The sequence below is a fragment of the Bradyrhizobium sp. SRS-191 genome (assembly GCF_024586915.1).
Lineage (GTDB): Bacteria > Pseudomonadota > Alphaproteobacteria > Rhizobiales > Xanthobacteraceae > Bradyrhizobium.
The window spans coordinates 347,983-369,283 of record NZ_JANBVS010000001.1; the positions used below are offsets into that span (position 1 = coordinate 347,983).

Annotated in this window: 17 protein-coding genes and 2 tRNA genes; 8 read left to right on the forward strand and 11 right to left on the reverse strand. The window is 64.9% G+C overall.

From position 1 onward, the window contains the following. Positions 1–25: 25 nt before the first annotated feature. The 3 genes from NLR35_RS01795 to NLR35_RS01805 all read right to left on the reverse strand — a co-directional run bounded on the left by NLR35_RS01795 (position 26) and on the right by NLR35_RS01805 (position 2,699). Positions 26–1,411, reverse strand: coding sequence for a TolC family outer membrane protein (locus NLR35_RS01795; protein WP_257164846.1), 1,386 nt, complete (start codon positions 1,409–1,411; stop codon positions 26–28). Positions 1,412–1,697: 286 nt separating this feature from the next. Further along, positions 1,698–2,363: a protein-L-isoaspartate O-methyltransferase gene (locus NLR35_RS01800; protein ID WP_257165222.1), complete on the reverse strand. Its 666-nt coding sequence runs from the start codon at positions 2,361–2,363 to the stop codon at positions 1,698–1,700. Positions 2,364–2,513: 150 nt separating this feature from the next. After that, a complete protein-coding gene (locus NLR35_RS01805) occupies positions 2,514–2,699 on the reverse strand; it encodes a hypothetical protein (protein WP_257164847.1) in 186 nt (61 codons plus the stop codon). Between the two features lie 256 nt (positions 2,700–2,955). On the opposite strand from NLR35_RS01805, the gene NLR35_RS01810 reads away from it, so the two are divergent. From NLR35_RS01810 to NLR35_RS01835, 6 genes are all read left to right on the forward strand, one after another. After that, a tRNA-Asn gene (locus tag NLR35_RS01810) sits at positions 2,956–3,030 on the forward strand. A 197-nt stretch (positions 3,031–3,227) separates the two neighbouring features. After that, on the forward strand, positions 3,228–3,731 hold the full coding sequence (locus NLR35_RS01815) for an NUDIX domain-containing protein (RefSeq protein ID WP_306577225.1): 504 nt from the start codon (positions 3,228–3,230) through the stop codon (positions 3,729–3,731). A 31-nt stretch (positions 3,732–3,762) separates the two neighbouring features. Then, the gene (locus NLR35_RS01820) at positions 3,763–4,608 is read left to right on the forward strand and encodes a DMT family transporter (RefSeq protein ID WP_257164849.1); all 846 of its coding nucleotides are present in this window, start codon (positions 3,763–3,765) and stop codon (positions 4,606–4,608) included. A 219-nt stretch (positions 4,609–4,827) separates the two neighbouring features. After that, on the forward strand, positions 4,828–5,274 hold the full coding sequence (locus tag NLR35_RS01825; RefSeq protein ID WP_257164850.1) for a response regulator: 447 nt from the start codon (positions 4,828–4,830) through the stop codon (positions 5,272–5,274). Further along, a complete protein-coding gene (locus tag NLR35_RS01830) occupies positions 5,271–5,687 on the forward strand; it encodes a response regulator (RefSeq protein ID WP_257164851.1) in 417 nt (138 codons plus the stop codon). The genes NLR35_RS01825 and NLR35_RS01830 overlap by 4 nt, the downstream gene beginning before the upstream one ends. A 466-nt stretch (positions 5,688–6,153) precedes the next feature. Then, positions 6,154–6,333 (forward strand): hypothetical protein, encoded by a 180-nt coding sequence (locus NLR35_RS01835; protein WP_257164852.1) that lies wholly within the window; start codon positions 6,154–6,156, stop codon positions 6,331–6,333. A gap of 149 nt (positions 6,334–6,482) precedes the next feature. Here NLR35_RS01835 and NLR35_RS01840 read toward each other — a convergent pair whose 3' ends face one another. Together NLR35_RS01840 and NLR35_RS01845 are read right to left on the reverse strand one after the other, a co-directional pair. Next, positions 6,483–8,225 carry a methanol/ethanol family PQQ-dependent dehydrogenase gene (locus tag NLR35_RS01840; protein WP_257164853.1) on the reverse strand — a complete coding sequence of 581 codons (1,743 nt, stop codon included), beginning with the start codon at positions 8,223–8,225 and terminating at the stop codon, positions 6,483–6,485. A gap of 103 nt (positions 8,226–8,328) precedes the next feature. Next, complete coding sequence (locus NLR35_RS01845) at positions 8,329–8,904, reverse strand: ubiquinol-cytochrome c reductase iron-sulfur subunit (protein WP_257164854.1); 576 nt, start codon at positions 8,902–8,904, stop codon at positions 8,329–8,331. 440 nt (positions 8,905–9,344) lie between these two features. Between NLR35_RS01845 and NLR35_RS01850 the strand changes: the two genes are divergently transcribed. Further along, positions 9,345–9,418: transfer RNA gene (locus tag NLR35_RS01850), tRNA-Cys, on the forward strand. Between the two features lie 47 nt (positions 9,419–9,465). Here the strand turns inward: NLR35_RS01850 and NLR35_RS01855 are convergent. Genes NLR35_RS01855 through NLR35_RS01880 form a run of 6 tightly spaced genes read right to left on the reverse strand, consistent with a single transcriptional unit; the run spans position 9,466 to position 19,689 of the window. Next, positions 9,466–9,639, reverse strand: coding sequence for a hypothetical protein (locus NLR35_RS01855; RefSeq protein ID WP_257164855.1), 174 nt, complete (start codon positions 9,637–9,639; stop codon positions 9,466–9,468). Between the two features lie 48 nt (positions 9,640–9,687). Next, on the reverse strand, positions 9,688–10,431 hold the full coding sequence (locus tag NLR35_RS01860) for a tRNA-uridine aminocarboxypropyltransferase (protein ID WP_257164856.1): 744 nt from the start codon (positions 10,429–10,431) through the stop codon (positions 9,688–9,690). Between the two features lie 39 nt (positions 10,432–10,470). Continuing rightward, positions 10,471–13,575 (reverse strand): efflux RND transporter permease subunit, encoded by a 3,105-nt coding sequence (locus tag NLR35_RS01865; protein ID WP_257164857.1) that lies wholly within the window; start codon positions 13,573–13,575, stop codon positions 10,471–10,473. Beyond that, on the reverse strand, positions 13,575–16,703 hold the full coding sequence (locus NLR35_RS01870) for an efflux RND transporter permease subunit (protein WP_257164858.1): 3,129 nt from the start codon (positions 16,701–16,703) through the stop codon (positions 13,575–13,577). The genes NLR35_RS01865 and NLR35_RS01870 overlap by 1 nt, the downstream gene beginning before the upstream one ends. A 30-nt stretch (positions 16,704–16,733) precedes the next feature. After that, complete coding sequence (locus NLR35_RS01875; protein WP_257164859.1) at positions 16,734–18,176, reverse strand: efflux RND transporter periplasmic adaptor subunit; 1,443 nt, start codon at positions 18,174–18,176, stop codon at positions 16,734–16,736. Beyond that, positions 18,166–19,689, reverse strand: coding sequence for an efflux transporter outer membrane subunit (locus tag NLR35_RS01880; RefSeq protein WP_257164860.1), 1,524 nt, complete (start codon positions 19,687–19,689; stop codon positions 18,166–18,168). The genes NLR35_RS01875 and NLR35_RS01880 overlap by 11 nt, the downstream gene beginning before the upstream one ends. 298 nt (positions 19,690–19,987) lie before the next feature. On the opposite strand from NLR35_RS01880, the gene NLR35_RS01885 reads away from it, so the two are divergent. Continuing rightward, positions 19,988–21,301 carry an NAD(P)/FAD-dependent oxidoreductase gene (locus NLR35_RS01885; protein ID WP_257164861.1) on the forward strand — a complete coding sequence of 438 codons (1,314 nt, stop codon included), beginning with the start codon at positions 19,988–19,990 and terminating at the stop codon, positions 21,299–21,301.

Consider the following 21,301-nt stretch of genomic DNA (forward strand, 5'->3'; position numbering starts at 1 on the left):
GATCTGCACTGATCTTAAGATTTGGCTAACGACCATCGGGGGTCCGTACGCCCGCCCAGCTGTCCCGGATCTGCTGGTAGTGCACGCTCGGATCGTAGGTGGTCGTTGGCAGGTTCAGCACCTGCGGCGACAGACGTCCGACCGTCTGGAGAACCGAATAGGACGCGACGACACGATCGTGCTGGGCGGTCACCAGCGACACCCGGGCATTGACCAGCGCCTGCTGGGCATTGAGCACGTCGAGCGTCGTACGCTGGCCGGCCTTGGCTTCCTCGCGAACGCCGTTCAGGGCGATCTCCGAGGCCGAAACCTGGGCCTGGGCCGACTGCACCTGAGCCTTGCCGGCCAGCAGCTTGCCCCACGCAGATACCACGTCGGAACGGGCCTGATCGCGCGTCTGCTCGAGGGTCAGACGCCGCTGCGCGAGCGTCTCCTTCGACTGCCGGATCAACGCATATTCACCACCGCCCTGATAGATCGGCACAGTGAGCGTCGCCGTCGCGGCGGCATTGAACGCCTTGTACGATTGGACCGAGGTTTCATACGATTCGCTCGCCGAGGCCTGAAGCGAGACGGTCGGCAACAGAGCTCCTTCGTTGATCTTCACCTGAAGGAACTGAACGTCGATGCCGAACATCGCGGAGGTCACAGTCGGGCTTTCGGTCAGGGCCGTCTCGACTGCCTGCTGAAGCGTCGGGGGCAGGTACCGATCGACGGGCGAGCCTGGCGTGAGATTCACCGGCTCGCTGCCGATGATGCGCCGGAAATTCGACCGGGTCGCAGTGAGATTCGCTTCGGCCGTGAGTTGCTGGGTACGGCCAGCTGCGAGCTGCGCCTCGGACTGCGCAACGTCCGTGCGGGTGACTTCGCCGACATTGAAGCGATCGCGCGTCTGCTTCAGCGTCTGCTCCAGCACCCGCGTATTGCTGCGCTGGACCTCGACGATCGCCGCGTCCCGCAGATAGTCCATATAGATGGTGGCGGCCGACAACAGCACGTTCTGCTCGAGGACGCGCAGGCCTTCGCGCTCACCGGAGACGCTCGCCTCAGCCTTCCGGACGCCATTGGCTGTCTGCTGACCGTTGTAGAGAGTCTGGTTCGCCGTCAACGTGACGCTCCGCGGCCTCTGCAGGCCGTGGGCCGCCGGCGCCCCAGGAGCCGTCTGCAGATCCGTATAGGAGACGCCGCCCGTCGCCTGCAGCTTCACGTTAGGCCGGTAGCCAGACAGCGCCTGCGGAACGCCTTCATCGGTCGCGCGAACGAAAGCCCGCTGCGCGTTCAGTTGCGGGTTGTTCTGATAGGCGCGCACCAGCGCAGCCTCGATCGTGTCGGCCAGCGCAGGCGTCGGGCCTGCACAAGCGATCACGAGAACCGCAGCCGCCGCCGCGGTGACGAGCTTCACCCCAAACATCCCTGTTCCATTCTTTCGTTACCGGCTCGAACGCCAGAGCCGGGCCGTAACCTGTTGAAGAGACTCCCGCGCACCTCGCACCTTATTCCCCAAGCAAGCGCAACGGAACCACCCTCCCCTGGAACTGCTGCTGAAATCTCCTTACGTGCAGCATCCGGGCCACACTTCTGATTTGAAACAGAATTTTGCCCGTCTACAGCCGTGAAGACGACTCAACGAAATCGCCATTGCGCGAGCGGGATCACCGCGCGCTCAACCGAGTCGGCAAGAAGATTCGTAGGACGACTTAAAACACGAACTCGGGGACGCGTTCGAGACCGGGAACAACCGGTGCCGCGGCATCGAACAGGACCCTGCTGCCGATGTCACCATGCGATCGCGTAAAGATCATGGCACGTGCGGGCTTCGTCTTGGCAAACACGCCGACCAGGCGGCCGGCTTCCTTGAGCTGGCGGCAAAGGCCATCCACCGGGATCTCGGTGGCGCCATTCAACAGAATCACGTCGAAGCGACCGTCGGCCGGATCGCCCTGCACGGCGGGTGCGACGCGAATCGCGACCGGGCATCCTTCGGCAGCAGCCAGCAACTGCTTGGCGCGCCCTTCCAAGGCAGGGTCGACCTCGGTTGCGATCACGCTGCCAGCCAGCTTGGCGGCCAGCGCTGCGAGATAGCCGGTCGCGCAGCCCACCACGAGCACAGTGTCGGTCGGCTTGATCTCGGCGGCCTGCAGCATTTTTCCGATCAGCATCGGCTTGATGAGGAACCGCTTCGCCGCAGGGGATTCAGATACGTCGAGATCGAGATCGAGATAGGCCAGCGCCTGCCGATCGGCGGGGACATAAGCCTCGCGCGGCACGGTCAACAATGCGTCCAGCACGCGGTGATCGGTGACGTCGTTGGTCCGGACCTGACCATCGACCATTTTCTGGCGCGCCGTCGCGAATGAAGACATGAGCAGACCTGCAAGCAAAGCGGACGAACCGCGAACGATCTGCGCAATCTTTTGGTACAAGGCTCTCGAAAAGGCAACACGCGGTTCAAACGGATACACCGCGCGTTGCTCAGAGGCTGGCGACGGCAGCGGCCGTCACACCCCGGGCCGCTACTCGATCACCACGGCCAGCCGGCCGATCAAATGCACGATCTCGTCCAGATGCTCCGAATCGCCACGCGTCACAGCGTCGGCCAACCGCGTCAGGCACTCGTCATCGCTGAGACGCGCGACCGGGTCGGGAATCAACGACGGCGCGGCAACTGTCTGGGTGAAATGGATGATGGTGTTCGGCATCTGACAACACTCCGTGACCCCGGCACTGGCAAGCTTCCCTGACTATCGATGCCGATTTGATCCCCTCCAAGTGAAATTCCTGTCATCCAACTGTGGGCGGCGGCTGCCCATTCAGCGTTCAAAATCAAGACAAGCCACTGAATCTGAAATGAAAATCCAGCGAGCCCGCAAATGTAACCGGAATGCGATTTCGTTCTATGCAAGGCGAAAAGGCTTTGTTATACGCAGCCGCACTCGCGAACACTGCTTCGCTCGTTCCTCGGTAGCTCAGCGGTAGAGCATTCGACTGTTAATCGAATGGTCGCTGGTTCGAATCCAGCCCGGGGAGCCATTCTGGCCGCGCCGAATGGTTCTTCTCTCCCAGACATCTCAGATCCTGCTTTCGCCTTGGCTGGCTGTGTATGCGGCTGACGTCTGACGTCGGCTGATGGCAAGGCGGCAAAGGCGATGACGGCGCGAGATGCCTGCCTTGACGGCGCAGGAGCGCTCGGGCAAGCGAGGCTCACCTCTTGCAAGCGACGAGCAGCGATGCCGATTTCCGATCATCTCAGGGCCGTGCGCAGCAAGATCGGCCACGACCTCCTGGCAACCACCGCAGTGTCCATCTCGGTGTTCGACGACACCGGGCGCATCCTGCTGGGGCGCGACGCCGAGACAAATCTCTGGACCCTGCCTGGCGGCGCCATCGACCCGAATGAACATCCAGCCGACGCGGCCAGCCGCGAATGTTTCGAGGAGACCGGGCTCGTGGTCCGGCCGCAACGCCTGCTCGGCGTATTCGGTGGTCCCGAATTCCTGATTCGCTACCCCAATGGCGACCTGACCTACTATACCGTGATCGCCTTCGAGGCCGTCGTCATCGGCGGTACGCCGACGCCCGATGGAGACGAGATTGCCTCGCTGAGATTCGTCGATCGGCAGGAATGGGAACAGCTCCCGGTGTCACCATCGAGCCGAATCATCTCGCGTCAGGCATTCGGCCGCGACCCCATGCCCTATTTCGCCGCAGCGGGCTGGCGGCCCGAGAGCTGATCGCCGGTCGTCGCTCATCAAGGCCCGCCGTTTGGACCCGATTGCCACGATCCTGATGCTGCTCGCAGGTCTGCTTCACGCGACCTGGCATGCCATCGTCAAGACGGGCAGCGGCGTCTCAATCCTTGCGGGCATGGGCCTGGTCAGCAGCGTGCTGACGATGCCTTTCCTGTTCTTCGTCCCGGCACCTTCGCCGTCGACCTGGCCAATCCTCCTCGCCTCGCTGGCCTTGCATGCCGGCTACAAGACCAGTCTCGCGACGGCCTACCGCTCGGCCGAGTTTGGACGCGCTTATCCGATCGCCCGCGGGACCGTGCCGCTGTTCGCAACGCTGCTCGCCTATCTCGGGCTGCGACAATGGCCTCACGCCGGACAGCTGACCGGCATTGCAGTCATCGTCGTCGGCATTCTCGGGCTGGCGCGCGACCGCGTCCACGGCCCGATCGACCGCCGCGCGTTCGCGGCCGCGATTCTTGCCGCCGCAATGGTCGCCGCCTACTCCGTCATTGATGCCGCAGGCACGCGGCAGCCGGAGGGATGGGCCTCGTTCACCGTGTGGGTGATCGTGCTCGACAGCCTCGTGTTCTTCGTCGTGGCGACAATACAGCGCGGTCCGGCCATCATGTCCGACATTCGCGAATCCCTCGTGGCGGTGCTGATCGCAGGCCTGTTGGGTCTCACGTCCTTCGCCGTGTTCCTGTGGGCGCTGAGCCGCAATCCGATCGCGAACGTCGTCGCCTTCCGCGAGTGCAGCGTCCTGTTTGCGACGATGATCGGCGTACTGGTCCTAAAGGAGCGTGCGACACCGCAGCGGCTGTGCTGCGCCGCGCTCATAGCCGTGGGACTCGCCATCGTCGCCGTGCTCAAGCCTGTCTGAGCCCGCAAATAACTAATTACCTTCCGAGCTGCTCTCATAGTTCCATGTTCATCGCATAGTGCACATCACTGCATCAGTGACGGACTAAGGGAGGGTTCCGTAAAACTCCTGGTTGCAAAATTGAAACAACTAATTCAGTGTTAATTACTTTGTCCTTTACGAGTCCATTGTCCTTGTAGCGTGAGCGTCCTTCAGTCCATCCCATACTGATGGTGGCCCATGCCTACTGTACTCATTATTGACGATGATTCCGCCACGCGCGCAGCGCTGGAAACGTTATTGAAGAAGAAGCGGTTCGGCGTTTTTCTTGCGCCGGACGGTCCAACGGGCATCCGACTGATTGGCGGCGTGTCGTTCGACGCCGTCGTGATCGACATGTTCATGCCGGGCATGGATGGGATCGCAACCATCCGCGAGCTGATCAAGATCGATCCAACCGTGCCGTTCATCGCGATTTCCGGCTACGCCTTCACCGACAAGAAGCAGGGAGCTCCCGACTTCCTCGGCATGGCCATCAAGCTCGGCGCGACGGCAGCGTTGCAGAAGCCGTTCGACATTCTCGATCTGCTCGAAGCGGTCGATCGTGCGATCGAGGTTCGTCAGCGACTGCTGATCGAAGCCCGGCAACCTGGCTCCGCGTCCACATCTGTCAGGAGAGCCTCATGACGAACATTCTGGTCGTTGATGACGAAGTCGGCGTATGCTGTGTCATCCAGCATCTTCTGGTTCGTGAAGGGTACGCGGTCACGGCGGTGACCGATGGCCGGCTGGCGATGGATGCCGTCGCCCGCGACGATTTTGCCGCGGCCCTGATCGATCTGAACCTCGCCGACATGGACGGCAATGACGTCATCAGGGCGGCGCGAGCGGCCCGGCCGAACATGCCGATCGTGATGATGTCGGGCCTGGTGCTGGAATCCGGGCGCGGGACCCCCGATTTCCTCGGTCTCTCGGCAAGGGTCGTCGGCCTGCATCGGCTGGCAAAGCCGTTCAAGCCGCGGGATCTGTCGCAATTGATGCGCGACATTCTCATGCACGAGAGTGAGCCCCTCGCCGTCGCGGCCATGACGCGGCAGTAAACTCAAAGGGCAGGTGCCGCGTGGGCCACTGAGGCGCGCATCCAGCGATTCGCCTGTCGGCGTCGCGTCGATGGGCCGCTATCGCTGGTGCACCGCAACCGGTCTCGTCTGCCGCTTGACTGCGGTCCGGACATAGCGGGCAATGAAGAGCCTGAGCGTCGCGCGTTGCGAGGAGCGGCAGCCCGGGACACCTCGTCGTACGATTCGCGTCTTCATCTTCGACCTCCGCTTATCCTGGCACCGAACGCGTGAGGCTCGGCGCGAGCAGCCATCTAGGATCGATTAAGTTCCAGCGGATGTGACCTCGTTCACACCGCACATGCGCAGACTGCGATACCTGTGGCAGGAACGAAAGATATCGGTAACCAATTAGGTCTCGAGTGCCCGATCGTTAAATTTTGAATGATCCGTTCAATTTGAACAAAGTGGAGCTTTGTCATTCTGCTCGCGGTAGCGCGAGGGGACGATGAGCGAAGCTGAATACGAACTGTTGATGGACGTTGTAAGAACGGCTATTGCGCCAGAGCTTGAGACAGATTCCATGGCCCGCTTGTTTTCAATTCGCCCCCTCCCCAAAGCAGCCAACGACAACCAAGGCGCTTGGCCGCTGATCCCGTTTCCGGATGGCTGGTTCGCGGCCTGCTGAGCCGTATCCGCCGTTCTCTTCCGGATGGGATTCGTTCGCGGTCTGAATTCGCAGATCATATCCTCCGCCTCACTCCTCCTCGCCTTGACCGATGCTTGAGCCGACAGCATGGCGACGGCACGAGGCCGCCGCCATGCAAGTGACGCCAGCTACTTCTTGACGGCGAACACCCAGACGACGCCGCCTTGCGGCACGTTATCCTCCAATCCGGTATTCCCCTTCGCGAGCGCATCCTGGATGCGTTGCGCGTCGACGCCCCAGCCGGACTGCACGGCGATGTACTGCGTGCCATCGACCTCGTATGCGACCGGCATGCCCATGATTCCGGAGTTCGTCTTCTGCTCCCACAGGAGCTCGCCGGTTTTGGCATGGAAGGCGCGGAACATGCGGTCGTTGGTGCCGCCGACCAGAACGAGATCGCCGGCCGTCGCGGTGACCGAGCCGAACAGCTGCGACTTCGGGAAGTTGTGCGACCAGACCTTCTTTCCGGAGGCCGGATCCCAGGCTTGCAGCTCGCCGAAATGGTCCGCGCCGGGCCGCACCGTCAGCCCGATGTCCTCGGCCTTGGTGCCGAGCCAGAGCTGCCCGGGAACGAGCGGCAGCTTCTCGCCGGTGAAGCCGCCGCAGAAATTCTCGTTCGCAGGCACATAGACGAAGCGCGTCTTCTGGCTGTAGGCCGCTGACGGCCAATCCTTGCCGCCCCACAGCGACGGACAGAAGTCGACCCGTTTGCCCAGCGTCGGCTTGTGCGCGGGATCGACGATCGGCCGCCCCGTCTCAGGCTCGATGCCCTTCCAGACGTCGGTGTGGACGAAGTTCCAGCCGCTGACATAGTTGATGCGCTCAGGCGTGCGCTCGAGCACCCAGAAGATCGCGTCGCGACCGGGATGGATCAGGCTCTTGAAGCTCCGACCGTCGCGCTGGAGGTCGACCAGCATCGGTGCATCGACCTCGTCCCAGTCCCACGAATCGTTCTGGTGGTACTGGAAGTGCGTCTTGATCTTGCCGGTCGCGGGATCGAGCGCGATCACCGAGCTGGTGTAGAGATTGTCGCCGGGATGCAGTCCACCCGGCCACGGCGCGGCGTTGCCGACGCCCCAATACACAGTCTTCGTGTCCTTGTCGTAGGTGCCGGTCATCCAGGCGGAGCCGCCGCCTGACTTCCAGTCATCGCCGCTCCACGTGTCATGCCCGGGCTCGCCCTCGCCGGGAATGGTGAAGGTACGCCACAGCTCCTTGCCGTCCTCCGCGTCGTAGGCCACGACGTAGCCGCGCACGCCGAACTCGCCGCCGGAACCGCCGACCATCACCTTGCCGTCGACGATGAGCGGCATCAGCGTGAGATATTGCCCCTTCTTGTAGTCCTGGACCTTCTTGTCCCACAGCACCTTGCCGGTCTTGGCGTCGAGCGCGACGAGGTGGTCGTCCGTGGTGGCGAGGTAGAGCTTGTCCTGCCACAAGCCGACGCCGCGGTTCGTCGGATGCAGCTGGAACAGATCGTCGGGCAGCTCGCGCTTGTAGCGCCAGTACTGATCGCCGGTCTTGGCATTCAGCGCGATCACCTGCCCCATCGGTGTGGTGATGAACATGACGCCGTTGTTGACCAGGGGCGGAGCCTCGTGGCCCTCGATCACACCGGTGGCGAAGGTCCACACCGGCACCATGCTCTTGACGTTGGTGGTGTTGATCTGGTCGAGCGGGCTGTAGCCCTGGCCATCATAGGTGCGGCGATAGAGCATCCAATTGCCGGGCTCAGGGTTCTCGAGCCGAGCGGGCGTGACGGGACTGTAGCTCTCGATCGGGCCGGCCACAGCTGCCGGCGCGGCGAGAGAGGTGAATGCGACGGCGCTCGACAGCAGCCATTGCTTGATCGTCGTGGACGTGATGGACATGGACAAACCTCCCCTGCTTCGTTGTTCGCTTCTTTGCTCGTCGTGGCGATGCTCACGACGTTGTCTGTGACGATGCGAGTTCCGATAGGCGCACGAGATCTCATCAGCCCTGCTGGCCACCTACCTTTCCGATGAACGGGGCAGCGACCACGAGCGCACCGTCCTTGATGACCAGAGGCAGCGCGGCGAGCCGGCGCGGCGCGGGACCGAACACCACCTGTGCGCCGCGGCGTGGGTCGTATTCGGAGTTGTGGCACATGCATTTGAAGACGTCGTCGTTGCCTTCACTGGCCTTGATCCAGGCCGTCACCGGGCATCCCGCGTGCGAGCAGATCGCCGAATAGGCGACGATGCCCTCGGCTGCGCGGGGGCGCGTGTCGTCATCGAGCTCATTCGGATCGAGTCTGACGAGAAGCACTTCGTTCAGACGCGAGCCATCACGCACGATCGCGTTCGCCGCATCCTTCGGCCAGGCGTGAACCGGAGGATCACCCGCCTTCAGATCAGCAGCCGTGATCGTTTGCCCCTGGCGCTCGCCCTCCGAGAACACGAGCACATCGCCTTTTTGCGGCCGCTTCTCCTTGCGAGGATCATCGTCATCGGCGGTAGCGCTCGTGACCGATGCGCAAGCGGCAAGCGTGCCGAGAACCACCGAACGGCGTGTCGGGTGATCGTCCATCTCTGCTCTTTGCGTGTGATGTTTTGCGCGTGATGTCGTGTGAGTTCAGGGAATGCTGTTCTTCAGCCCGCATCCCGCAACGCACCCTGACATAGAACAATTAGAACAACACAACCTGACGAAATCAAGGCGCGCTGCGCGATTTCGCCGCGATCTTTCCAACAATCGTCGCTGCTGCGCGTCATTGCGCGTGCAGCAGTCATCTGGCGCGTGACGCGAGATGGAACCCTGCACACCAGCGAGCCGAATGACGACGTCCTGCGACCTGTCACGCTGCGAGTTGCAGCCGCGCCCTCATGCAGCGCACGGTAGGAATGCAGGCCTCTCGCAGACTTCGCCTGCGGAGTTGATCAAATGGGTCTCGGATGTCCCGCTGCTGTCCGCCACACGACGAGAGTGGTTGCCTAACCGGGCGATTGCCTATATTGCTCCGCCCATAAGGCCACGTGGCGGAGTGGTTACGCAGCGGTCTGCAAAACCGTTTACACCAGTTCAATTCTGGTCGTGGCCTCCACTCAATCAAATCAAGCGGTTAGACCACCAGCTGCGCCAGAGACGGCGTTAGACCGGGAGATCGTCGATGCCGCCGGGATAAGCGGCCTGGCCCCGCGGCCAGGTCAGCACCGCGCCCCGCTCGCTCGCCGACATATTGGCCCGGTCGGAACCGGACCGGCCGGCCGAGCGCGGCGCGTAATCCCTGAACTGCACCACATTGGACTTTTCTGCTTCCTGCATGGCTCACATCCTTTCCATGCTGCAATGCAAGAAGCGTACCCGCGGTTCCTAAACCCGCCGTTTACGGCGGCGCCAGTCCGGCTTGGCACGGGGCTTGGGCCTGGGCGTCAGCTCCGGGTGGGCTTTTTCCGCCTCTCGATACCGTGCCAGCATACGCTCGAAACTAGCTTCGAGGGTCGCAGCGATCTCCGGACGGCGTTCGAGCGCCGCCATCAGCAGGCCGGCCGCCTCGATCGTCGATAAGCCATCGCTGCGGGGCTCACGGCGCAATTGCCCGTAGCGCGAAGGACGGCGCGGGCCGAGGATCACCCGCTGGCATTTCAGCATCCAGGGATTGCGCCACCACAGCGCCTTTGCCTGGCTCCAGGTGCCGTCGAGCAGGATTACGCCCTCGATCGATTTGAGGATGCCGCGCTGGTTCTCGGCGACCTCGCCCTTGCGGGTCAGCGCGACGACCTCGCTCTCGGGATCGAGCTCGGCCGCCTTGGCAGAGCCGAGATAGAGGATAGCCCAGCGTGAGGGATCATCGACCGGCCGTCCAAGCGCCTTGGCGAGGCTCGGCCAGGACAGCCCGACCTTCACCACGGCTTTCTGGAAATGCTGCGCGGCGAGGCGTGCCGTGCCGAGCGCGCGGTCCTGCTCCTGCGGATGCTGCAGGATCAGCAGCCCCAGCCGGCTCTCGAGCGGCGTGACGCTGTCGCAGATGCAGAGCGGCTCGGGCTTCTGGCAGCGCGGGCAGTCGGGCGGCGGCTCGGCCGCGAGCGGCGGGGGGTCGGGGGGTGGGTCGGGCATGGCGCGCCTATACGCGCCCGCGACGACCGCCACAACGGCTCATTCGGCCGGCGCCGCCAACGGCTCAGGCGCGGAGCGGCGGCGCAGCCGGTCGATCAACAGGTAGATCACCGGCGTCGTGTAGAGCGTGAGAATCTGCGACACCAGGAGGCCGCCGATGATGGTGATGCCGAGCGGCCGACGCAGCTCGGTCCCGGGGCCGGTCGCGACCACCAGCGGCAGGCCGGCGAACAGAGCGGCCAAGGTCGTCATCAGGATCGGGCGAAAGCGCACCCGGCAGGCCTCGAAGATGGCGTCCGCCGAGGACATGCCGCGCTGGCGCTCGGCCTCGAGCGCGAAGTCGACCAGCATGATGCCGTTCTTCTTGACGATGCCGATCAGCAGGATGATGCCGACGAAGGCGATCACCGTGAGCGGCGTGTTGGTCACCTGCAGCGCCAGCAACGCGCCGAGGCCGGCCGACGGCAGGGTGGAGATGATCGTCAACGGATGCGCCAGACTCTCATAGAGCACGCCGAGCACGATATACATCGCGACCAGCGCCGACAGGATCAGCAGCGGCTGCCGGCCGCTGCCCTTGTTGAAGTCGCCGGCATTGCCGTCGAACATGCCGCGGATGCCCTCGGGCATGTGCAACTCGTCGACGGCGCGCTGGATGTTGGCCGTCGCGGTCTGCAGCGGCACGTCCGGCAGCAGGTTGAACGACACTGTGGTCGACGGGAGCGACTGCGAGTGAAACACCGCGAGCGGCGACAGGCCGCGCTCTGCCTTCACCAGCGCGGACAGCGGAATCTGGGCGTCCCCTGCTCCCGCCACATAGATCCGGTCGAGGTTCGACGGGTCGGTCTGGAATCTCGGGTCGATCTCCAGCACCACCATGTACTGGTTGCGCTGGCTGTAGACGATGGAGATCTGGCGCTGCGCGAAGGCGTTGTTCAGGGCGGTGTCGATGTCCTGGACGCGCACGCCGAGGCTCGCCGCCTTCTGCCGGTCGATCCTGAGCGCGAGCTGCAGCCCGCCCGGGTCACGATCGCTGGAGATGTCGGTGATGCCTTCGACCGTTTCCAGCCGCTTGGCGACGATCGGCGCCCATTTCTGCAGCAGGTCGAGATCGGTGCTGCCGAGCGTATACTGATAGTCGGAATCGCTCTGGCGGCCGCCCGCGCGCACATCCTGCGCCGCGAACATGAACAGCCGGATGCCCGGCACCATGAACAGGCTGCGCCTGAGGCGATCGATCACCGCCTGGGTCGAGACGCCCTCGCGCTCCGCCGGCGGCTTGAGATTGATGAACATCGTGCCGCGGTTCGACGTCGCGCCGCCCGGCCCGCCGCCGCCCCCGATGGTGGAGCCAAGACCGGCCACGGCAGGATCGGCCATCACGATGTCCGCGAGCCGCTGCTGCAATCCCAGCATCGACTGGAAGGAGATGTCGGCCGAGGCGCGCGTCGCGCCGATGATGAAGCCGGAATCGTCGGTCGGAAAATAGCCCTTGGGCACCTTGATATAGAGCGTCACTGTGAGCGCGATGGTGGCGAAGAACACCAGCAAGGTCATGAACGGGTAGAGCAGCACGCCGCGCAGGGTCCAGGCATAGAAGCGGACCATGCCGAACAGCGTGCCTTCGACCACACGGTCGAACCAGGTGGCGCGATCGGACAGCGTCTCCTTGATGTAGTGCGCGCAGATCATCGGCGTGACCGTCAACGACACCAGGGTCGACACCACGATCGCGAAGGTCAGCGTCAGCGAGAACTCGCGCAGCAGGCGGCCGACCACGCCGTCCATGAAGATCAGCGGCACGAAGGCCGCGACCAGCGACAGGCTGATCGACAGCACCGTGAAGCCGATCTGCCGCGCGCCGTCGAGTGCGGCGCGCATCGGCGACAGCCCATGCTCGAGATTGCGGTACATGTTCTCGATCATGACGATGGCGTCGTCGACGACGAAGCCCACGGAGATCGCCAGCGCCATCAGCGAGAGATTGTCGATCGAAAAACCGGCGAGCCACATCGCGGCACAGGTGCCCGCCAGCGCCAGCGGCACCGAGACGCCGGCCGCCACGGTCGGCACGAGGCGTCTCAGGAACACGAACACGACCACCATCACCAGCACGGCGGTCGCAAGCAGGGTCCACTGCATGTCCTCGACCGAAGCCCTGATCGTGCCGGTGCGGTCGATCAGGGTCGAGATCTCGATTCCCGCAGGGATCCACTGCTTGAGCTCGGGGATCAGCGCCTTGACCCGGTCGACGGTCTCGATGACGTTGGCATCGCCCTGCTTGGCGATCTGGATCAGCACCGCCGGCTGCTTGTTGAACCAGGCGATCGAGCGCACGTTGCGAACGGAGTCCTCGACATCAGCGACATCGGCCAGGCGCACGAAGCTGCCATTGCTGCTCTTGATCAGGATGTCGCGGAATTCGGCCGCCGTCCGCATCTGCCTGTTGACTGCGATGGTCTCGCTCTGCCGGCCGCCTTCGAAGATGCCGACCGGCCCGATCGGATTGGCGTTGACGATGGCCAGGCGCACGTCGTCGGTCGCAATGCCGGCATTGGCGAGCGACACCGGGTTGAGGGCGATGCGCACAGCCGGCTGATCGGCGCCGCTGACCGTGACGTTGCCCACGCCCGGCACCTGGAAAAGCCGCTGCGCCAGCACGGTGTCGGCGACGTCGTACATCGCGCTCGGCGTCATCGTCTTCGAGGTCAGCGCCAGCACGAACACGGGAGCGGCTGCGGTGTTTGCCTTGCGGAAGCGCGGCAATGCCGGCAGGTCGCTCGGCAGGTCCGACAGCGCGGCGTTGATCGCCGCCTGCACGTCACGCGCCGCCTTGTCGATGTCGCGGCCGATCGAAAACTGGATCTGGATGTTGGTGATGCCGAGCGAGCTCGTCGAGGTGATCTGGTCGACCCCCGCGATCTCGCCGAGCCGCCGCTCCAACGGGGCCGCCACCGTCGCCGCCATGACCGATGGGTCAGCACCGGGCCGCGAGGCGCTGACGAAGATCGACGGGAAGTCGACGTTCGGCACCGGCGCCACCGGCAGGAAGATGTAGGCGACGATGCCGATCAGGAACAGGCCGATCGAGAGCAAGGTGGTGCCGACCGGCCGGCGAATGAACGGCTCGGAGATCGAGGCCATTACTGGATGCCTTCGGTCGCGCCCGCGATCGGCGGCGACGGCAGATCGGGCGCCGGCAGCGGCGCGCGCTCGAAGCGGCGGTTGATGCGGTCGAGCGCGAGGTAGATCACCGGGGTCGTGTAGAGCGTCAGCAACTGGCTGAGCAGCAGGCCGCCGATGATGGAGATGCCGAGCGGGAAGCGCAGCTCCGAGCCGGTGCCGCTCTCGATCGCCAGCGGCAGTGCGCCGAACAGCGCGGCCAGCGTCGTCATCATGATGGGACGGAAGCGCAACAGACACGCCTGCACGATCGCGTCGGTCGGCGTGCGGCTCTCGTGCCGCTCGGCCTCGAGCGCGAAGTCGATCATCATGATCGCGTTCTTCTTGACGATGCCCATCAGCAGGATGATGCCGATCAGCCCGATCACCGACAGATCCTGCCCGAACAGCATCAGCGCCAGGATGGCGCCGACACCAGCCGACGGCAGCGTCGAGAGGATCGTGATCGGATGGATGTAGCTCTCATAGAGCACGCCGAGCACGATGTAGATCGTGATGACGGCGGCGAGCAGCAGCCAGGGCTGGCCGGCGAGCGATTTGGCGAACTCGGCGGCATCACCGGAGTAGACCCCGATGATGCTGCCGGGCATCCCGATGCGGTTCTCGGTGGCGTGAAGCGCCTCCACCGCCTCGCTCAGCGCGACGCCGGGCGCGAGATTGAAGCTGAGCGAGACCGCCGGGAATTGCGCCTGATGCGAGATCGCGAGCGGCGTGGTCGTGCGCTTGAGAGTCGCCACCGCCGACAGCGGCACCTGGCCGCCCGCACCCGGCAGATAGAGTTTCGACAGGATCGAGGGATCGCGCTGATACATCGGCAGCGCCTCCAGCACGACACGGTACTGGTTGGCCTGGCCATAGATCGTCGAGATCTGCCGCTGCGCGAACGCGTCATTGAGGGTGTCGGTGACGGCCTGCAGGCTGACTCCGAGCTGGCCGGCGCGCTGGCGGTCGATCGTCAGATCGGCGCGCAGCCCGCCCTCCTGCGCCTCGGACGAGACGTCGCGGAACAGCGGATCGCGCCGCATCTCGCCCACGAGCTGCCCGGCCCACTTCGCCACTTCGGCAGCGTCGGCGCCGGTCAGCGTGTACTGATATTGCGAGCGGCTCGCCTGGGTCGAGATCTGCACGTCCTGCACCGGCTGGAAGTACACGGTCATGCCGGGCACGCCCGATGTCTTCTGCTTCAGCCGATTGATCACGTCGGCCACACCGTCCTTGCGCTCGCCGAGCGGCTTCAAGGTCAGGACGAGGCGGCCGACATTGGTGGTCGGATTGACCGAGCCGGCGCCGATCACCGAGACCACGCCGACGACGTCGGAATCGGCCTGGATCGCCGCTGAGATCTCCGCCTGCCGCCGGCTCATCTCCGCAAACGAGACATCCGGCCCGGCCTCGGTCACCGCCGTGATCGAGCCGGTGTCCTGCAGCGGCAGGAAGCCCTTCGGCGCGACGATGTAGAGCGCGAGCGTCGCCGCCAGGGTCGCGAAGGTCACGACCAGGGTCTCGGTCTGGCGGTCCAGCACCCACAAAAGGCTGCGATGATAGACGGCCACGGTGCGATCAATGAAGCGGCTGATCGCGTTCAGCCCCGGCAGCACCCACTCCTCGCTGGTGTGCTTCAAAAGCCGCGAGCACATCATCGGCGTCAAGGTCAGCGACACCACCGCGGATGTCACCACCGCGATCGTGAGCGTCAGCGCGAATTCGCGGAACATGCGGCCGACGAGGCCCGACATGAACAGCAGCGGGATGAACACCGCGATCAGGGACACCGTCAGCGAGATCACCGTGAAGCCGATCTCGTGCGCGCCGCGCAGCGACGCGTCCATCGCGCTCTCGCCATCCTCCATGTGGCGGACGATGTTCTCGATCATCACGATGGCGTCGTCGACGACGAAGCCGGTGCCGATCGTCAGCGCCATCAGCGAGAGATTGTCGAGGCTGAAGCCGGCGAAATACATCACGCCGAAGCTCGTGATCAGCGACAGCGGCAGCGCCACGCCGGCAATGATCGTCGCGCGCATCGAACGCAGGAACAGCAGCACCACCAGCGTGACCAGCACCACGCTGAGCACCAGGGTGAACTGCACGTCGTGCACGGAGGCGCGGATGGTCACGGTGCGGTCGCTGACGATGGCGAGCTTCACGCCGGCCGGGATCGTCCGCTGCAGCTTGGGGATCTCCTCCCGGATCTGCCGGACGACCTCGATGACATTGGCGCCGGGCTGGCGCTGGATGTCGAGGATGACGGCGGGCACGCCCTGGTACCAGCCGCCGGTGCGGTCGTTCTCCAGCCCGTCGACGATGGTGGCGACGTCGCCGATCGTCACCGGAGAGCCGTTGCGATAGGCGATGATGATCGGCTTGTAGGCGTCGGCGGCGGCGATCTGGTCGTTCGCCGTGATCAGATAGGCCTGCTGTGCGCCGTCGAGCGAGCCCTTGGGACCGGAGACGTTGGCTCCCGCGATGGCCGCGCGGAGATCTTCCATCGAGATGCCATAGGCGGCGAGCCGCGCCAGATCGGCCTGTACGCGCACCGCGGGCTTCAATCCGCCGAGCACCGACACACGGCCGACGCCGGAGACCTGGCTCAGCCGTTGCGCCAGGATGGTGTCGGCCATGTCGCTCATCGCGCGCAGGGAGATCGTGTCGGAGGTCAGCGCGAGCGTCATCACCGGCGCATCGGCCGGATTGACCTTGGCGTAGGTCGGCGGATAGGGCAGCGACTTCGGCAGCACACCGGCGGCGGCATTGATCGCGGCCTGGACATCCTGCGTGGCACCGTCGATGTCGCGCCCGAGATCGAACTGCAGCGAGATCTGGCTCACGCCGAACGAGCTCGTCGAGTTCATGACCGACAGCGAAGGAATCTGGCCGAGCTGCCGCTCCAGCGGCGCGGTGATCAGCGAGGCGATCACGTCGGGGCTGGCGCCGGGCAGCTGCGTCGTCACCTGCACGGTCGGAAAATCGACCTGCGGCAGCGCCGAGACCGGCAGCGCGAGATAGCCGAGCAGGCCGCCGATCAACAGCGCAACGCCGAGCAACGACGTCGCGATCGGCCGGCGGATAAAGGGTTCGGAGACGCTCATCGCGACGGCCCCGTCACTCTGTCGGTTGCGTCATGGCTGCGGCCTCGCACCACGCCCCTGCTCGCCACCGCCCTTCGAAGGCGCCCCGGACGCATCGGATGCCCCTTCGGCTTGCGGTCGCCGGCGACGCTCGCCATCCTTCGGCGCCCCGTCCGGAGGCACACCGCCCTCCTTTGCCTGGTCCTTTGCCGGATCTCTCGCCTGGTCCTTGGCTTGGTCCTTGGCTTGATCCTTTCCTTGAGGATTGCGGCCGCGCTTGCGCGGCGCGAGGTCGACCTGCGGCGCCTGGTCGGCGCGGCCGACCACGACCTTGGCGCCGTCGGAGAGATTGGCGAAGCCGGTCGTGATCACGCGATCGGACGGGCTCAAGCCGCTCGCAATCACCGCCTCGCTCTCGTTCTGCTGCACCACCGTCACCGGATGCGCCGAGGCGATGTCGCCCTCGCCGATCACGTAGCTGAACGTACCGGCGGGCCCGCGCTGCACGGCCGAGGTTGGCACCGTCAACGCCTGCGTCAGCGTCTCGACCTTGAGACGGACATTCACGAACTGGCCGGGCCAGAGCTGAAACTTGGCATTGGGAAACTCCGCCTTCAGCTTCAGTGTGCCGGTGGTCTGATCGACCTGGTTGTCGATGCCGCGCAACGTGCCGGTATCGATCACCGTCACGCCGTCATTGCCGAACACGTCGACGGCGAGCGCCCCCTTCGCGGAGGCGGCATTGACCCGCATGATCTGCTGTTGCGGCAGGCTGAACTGCACCGCGATCGGCTGCAACTGCGTGATCACGACGAGGCCGGTCGTATCTGACGAATGGATGATGTTGCCCTTGTCAACCTGCCGCAGGCCTGCCCGTCCCGACAGCGGCGCCACGATCTTGGTGTAGCTCAACGTCGCCGCCGCGTTGTCGATGGCGGCCTGGTCGGCCTTGATCAGCGCCTGCTGCTGGGCGACCACCGCGCGCTGGGTGTCGGCCTGCTGCTTGGAGCCGGCGCTGCTGGCGGCGAGCTGCTCGTAGCGGGCGAGATCGAGCTTCTGGTTGGCGAGCTGCGCCTCGTCCTGGGCCTTCTTGGCCACCGCCTGGTCATACTGCGCCTGATAGATCGCGGGATCAATCTCGGCGAGCACATCGCCCTGATTGACGTCCTGGCCCTCCACGAAATTGACCGCGATCAGCTTGCCGTCGACCTGCGATCGCACCGTCACCGTGTTCAGCGCGCGCACCGCGCCGACGCCGTCGAGATAGACGGGCACGTCCTTGACGACAGGCGATGCCGCGAGGACCGGCACCGGAAGGTCGGGCCGCGCGAAGCGATTGTTGGCCTGCTGCTTCTGCTGCATGGCCGTCCAGCCGATATAGCCGAGCCCTCCCAGGACCAGCAGCGTGATCGTGATCGAGACCAGCCGGCGGGCCACGCTGGTCCGCACGCGCTTCACCGCCCCTGCTCCCTTCTCGTCCGGTTTAAAGAGCATCGGCCGACTTCTCCATGCGCGGCTCCCAGCCGCCGCCGAGCGCCTGGTACAGGCTGACATACGCCTGCAGGCGCGCGAGCTGCGCCTGCCATAGCGCATCCTCGGCCTGGAACAGCGTCAATTGCGTGTTCAAGACGGTCACGATGTCGGCGGTTCCCGCGCGCAGCTGCTGCTCCGACAGTTCGAAGGCCCGGCGCGAGGAGGCGACGACCTGCCGCTGCAGTTGCAGCCGCAACGTGGTCTGCTTGATCGCGAACAGTGCATTGTTGACGTCGGTGAACGATTGGATGACCGTCTTGCGATAGGTCTGCAGCAGCTCGTCCTGGCGCGCTTTGGCGTTCTCGAAATTGCCGAGGATCCGGCCGCCATCGAAGATCGGCTGGGTCAGGCTGCCGGCCAGGCTGAAGAACGCCGCATGCGGCTGAAACAGCGAGACCAGCGCGGCACTCTGGTAGCCGCCATTGCCGGTCAGCTGGATGCTCGGAAAGAACTGCGCCCGTGCGCTGCCGACATTCGCGGTGGCCGAGGCGAGCTGGGCTTCCTGCCTGCGGATGTCGGGCCGCTGCGTCAGCAGCTCCGACGGCAGTCCCGGCGTGACGCGCGGCGTCCTGATCTGGTCGAGCGACCCGCCGGAGATGCGGATGCCTTCCGGCGAACGCGCCACCAGCACGGCGAGCGCATTGACGTTCTGATCGAGCGTCTGGCGCAGCGGCGGCACCGCGGCCTTCTGGTTGGCGAGCACGCTCTCCTGCTGGGCCACGTCGAGATCGTTGCCGGTGCCCGCCTTCTGCCGCTCGCGAATCGCATCGAGCACCCGCGTGGCGCTGGCGATGTTGCGCTCGGCGGTGCGGATGCGATCCTGCGCGGCGAGCACCTGGAAATAGGCGTTGGCGACCGTGGCCAGCGTGGTCAGCTGGGTCACGTCGCGATCGAAACGGTTGGCGACCGCCGTTTCCTCGGCCGCCTGCAACGCGTCGCGGTTCTGGCCGAAGAAGTCGAGCTGATAGCTTGCCGACAGCGACGCCTGGTAGTTGACGACCTCGCGGCCGCCATTGGTGAGCCCGCTCGAGCTCGAGCCCGAGGTGCGCGAATAGGTCTCCTGCCCTCCGGTCGACAGGCTCGGCAGCAGCGCCGCGCCGGCTTGCCGCGCCAGCGCGTCGGCCTGCCTGAACCGCGCCACGGCGGCGGCAATATCGAGGTTGACGCTCTGCGCCTCCTCCATCAGCTGGGTCAGCTCGCGGGAGCCGAAGCCGCGCCACCAGTCCAGCGTCGGCGGCGCGGCCATGTCCGGCCCGGACGCGGACTTGTAGCGCTTGGGCAGATCGAGGGCGGGATCAGGGATATCCTGCGTCAGCAGACAACCGGCGGAGCTCGCCGCCAATCCCAGCGCGGCGATCAAGCGGACGAAATGCCGCAGGCCAACCGACGCGCGGTTGTCATGCTTTCCGGCGACGGTCCGCGTGTGAACGGACGCGCGGCAAGGCTCGTCGACGGCAATCGGCACGATGGACACTGGCGTGATGCTTCCCTGTAGTCTTGGGAATCATTCTAGCCGCAGCCCATAGCGCCGGACAGCCCTGCAGCTGCCCTGTCCCCGGGCCGTCAACGCCCCGACGAGTCCCTCCGAATCGCCGATTCTCCCGTAATTCAGCGGGTTTTCCGGCAAATGCGCCGTCCGCCCGCGCGGACAGCCTTACCAAGATTTCATCTGTCGCGTGCGATTTTGGGGTGTGGTGTGACGGTTGGAACGCGCTCTGAAACCCTTTAGCGGCGGCCCCGTAACTTGCACGTGAACTTGAGGGGGGACGTCTATGCGAGTTGCGGTGGTTGGAACGGGTATTGCGGGGAATGCCGCGGCCTGGTCCTTGGCGAAGCGTTATCCGATCACCGTTTATGAGCGCGATCTCCGTCCAGGTGGCCACAGCCACACCGTGACCATCGATTATGCCGGCACCCCGGTCTCGGTCGACATCGGCTTCATCGTCTACAATCAGCTGAATTATCCGGAATTGACGGCGCTGTTCGATCACCTCGGCGTCGAGACGGTCGACAGCAGCATGAGCTTCGCCGTCACGGCGGATGCCGGCCGCTTCGAATGGAAGGGCGGCGGCGACACCTGGCTCGATACCGCCAAGGGGCTGTTCGCCCAACCGAGCAACCTGCTGTCGACATCCTATCTGTGGATGCTCAGGGATATCCTCACCTTCAACGAGCAGAGCACCGCCGATTTCAAGGCGGGCCGCCTGGAGGGGCTCACGCTCGGCGACTATTTCCGCCGCAACCATTTCGCCCCACGCCTGCTCACCGATTATCTGGCGCCGATGGGCGCCGCGATCTGGTCGGCGCCGGCGTCCGAGATGCTGGATTTTCCGGCCGAGAATTTTGTGGCCTTCTTCAGCAACCATCGGTTGCTGCAGTATGATCGCCCGGTCTGGCGCACCGTCAAGGGAGGCAGCCGCCGTTATGTCGAGAAGCTGACGGCGAGCTTCCGCAATCACGTCAGGCTCGGCAGCGCTGTCACGCGCATCGAGCGCACGGCCCATGGGGTCGTTGTTCAGGACAGTAGCGGCCACCGCGAGACCTACGATCATGTCGTGATCGCCGCGCATAGCGACCAGGCCCTCGCCATGCTCTCCGACGCGGACGAGCACGAGCGCAGCGTGCTCGGCGCGATCAAATACTCGCCCAACACGATCTATCTGCACCGCGACAGCCGGCTGATGCCGAAGCGGCGCCGCGCCTGGGCGTCGTGGAATTTCCTGCGCTGGCAGCGCGAGGGCGTTCCGATGAACGACGTGGCTGTGACCTATTGGATGAACAATCTGCAGGGCATCGACCACGACAAGCCGCTGTTCGTCAGCCTCAATCCCCCCTTCGCTCCGGCCCCGGAGCTGACTTTCGGCAAATATGTCTGTGAGCATCCGCAATACACCGCTGCCGCCTTTGCGGCGCAGAAGCGTCTGGCAACGATTCAGGGGCAGCGTCATACTTGGTTCTGCGGCGCCTGGACCGGCTATGGTTTCCACGAGGACGGGCTGCGCTCGGGCCTCGCTGTGGCGGAGGCACTCGGCGCGACCGTGCCGTGGCGCGGGCTTCCCGCCGAGCTCGCAGAAGCTGCGGAATAG

Coding starts and splice junctions, on each gene's coding strand:
- NLR35_RS01815 (WP_306577225.1), top strand. CDS start 3,228: ATGCCGATTTCCGATCATCTCAGGGCCGTGCGCAGCAAGATCGGCCAC.
- NLR35_RS01800 (WP_257165222.1), bottom strand. CDS start 2,363: ATGTCTTCATTCGCGACGGCGCGCCAGAAAATGGTCGATGGTCAGGTC.
- NLR35_RS01795 (WP_257164846.1), bottom strand. CDS start 1,411: ATGTTTGGGGTGAAGCTCGTCACCGCGGCGGCGGCTGCGGTTCTCGTG.
- NLR35_RS01885 (WP_257164861.1), top strand. CDS start 19,988: ATGCGAGTTGCGGTGGTTGGAACGGGTATTGCGGGGAATGCCGCGGCC.
- NLR35_RS01870 (WP_257164858.1), bottom strand. CDS start 16,703: ATGAGCGTCTCCGAACCCTTTATCCGCCGGCCGATCGCGACGTCGTTG.
- NLR35_RS01825 (WP_257164850.1), top strand. CDS start 4,828: ATGCCTACTGTACTCATTATTGACGATGATTCCGCCACGCGCGCAGCG.
- NLR35_RS01855 (WP_257164855.1), bottom strand. CDS start 9,639: ATGCAGGAAGCAGAAAAGTCCAATGTGGTGCAGTTCAGGGATTACGCG.
- NLR35_RS01875 (WP_257164859.1), bottom strand. CDS start 18,176: ATGCTCTTTAAACCGGACGAGAAGGGAGCAGGGGCGGTGAAGCGCGTG.
- NLR35_RS01835 (WP_257164852.1), top strand. CDS start 6,154: ATGAGCGAAGCTGAATACGAACTGTTGATGGACGTTGTAAGAACGGCT.
- NLR35_RS01840 (WP_257164853.1), bottom strand. CDS start 8,225: ATGTCCATCACGTCCACGACGATCAAGCAATGGCTGCTGTCGAGCGCC.
- NLR35_RS01860 (WP_257164856.1), bottom strand. CDS start 10,431: ATGCCCGACCCACCCCCCGACCCCCCGCCGCTCGCGGCCGAGCCGCCG.
- NLR35_RS01865 (WP_257164857.1), bottom strand. CDS start 13,575: ATGGCCTCGATCTCCGAGCCGTTCATTCGCCGGCCGGTCGGCACCACC.
- NLR35_RS01845 (WP_257164854.1), bottom strand. CDS start 8,904: ATGGACGATCACCCGACACGCCGTTCGGTGGTTCTCGGCACGCTTGCC.
- NLR35_RS01830 (WP_257164851.1), top strand. CDS start 5,271: ATGACGAACATTCTGGTCGTTGATGACGAAGTCGGCGTATGCTGTGTC.
- NLR35_RS01805 (WP_257164847.1), bottom strand. CDS start 2,699: ATGCCGAACACCATCATCCATTTCACCCAGACAGTTGCCGCGCCGTCG.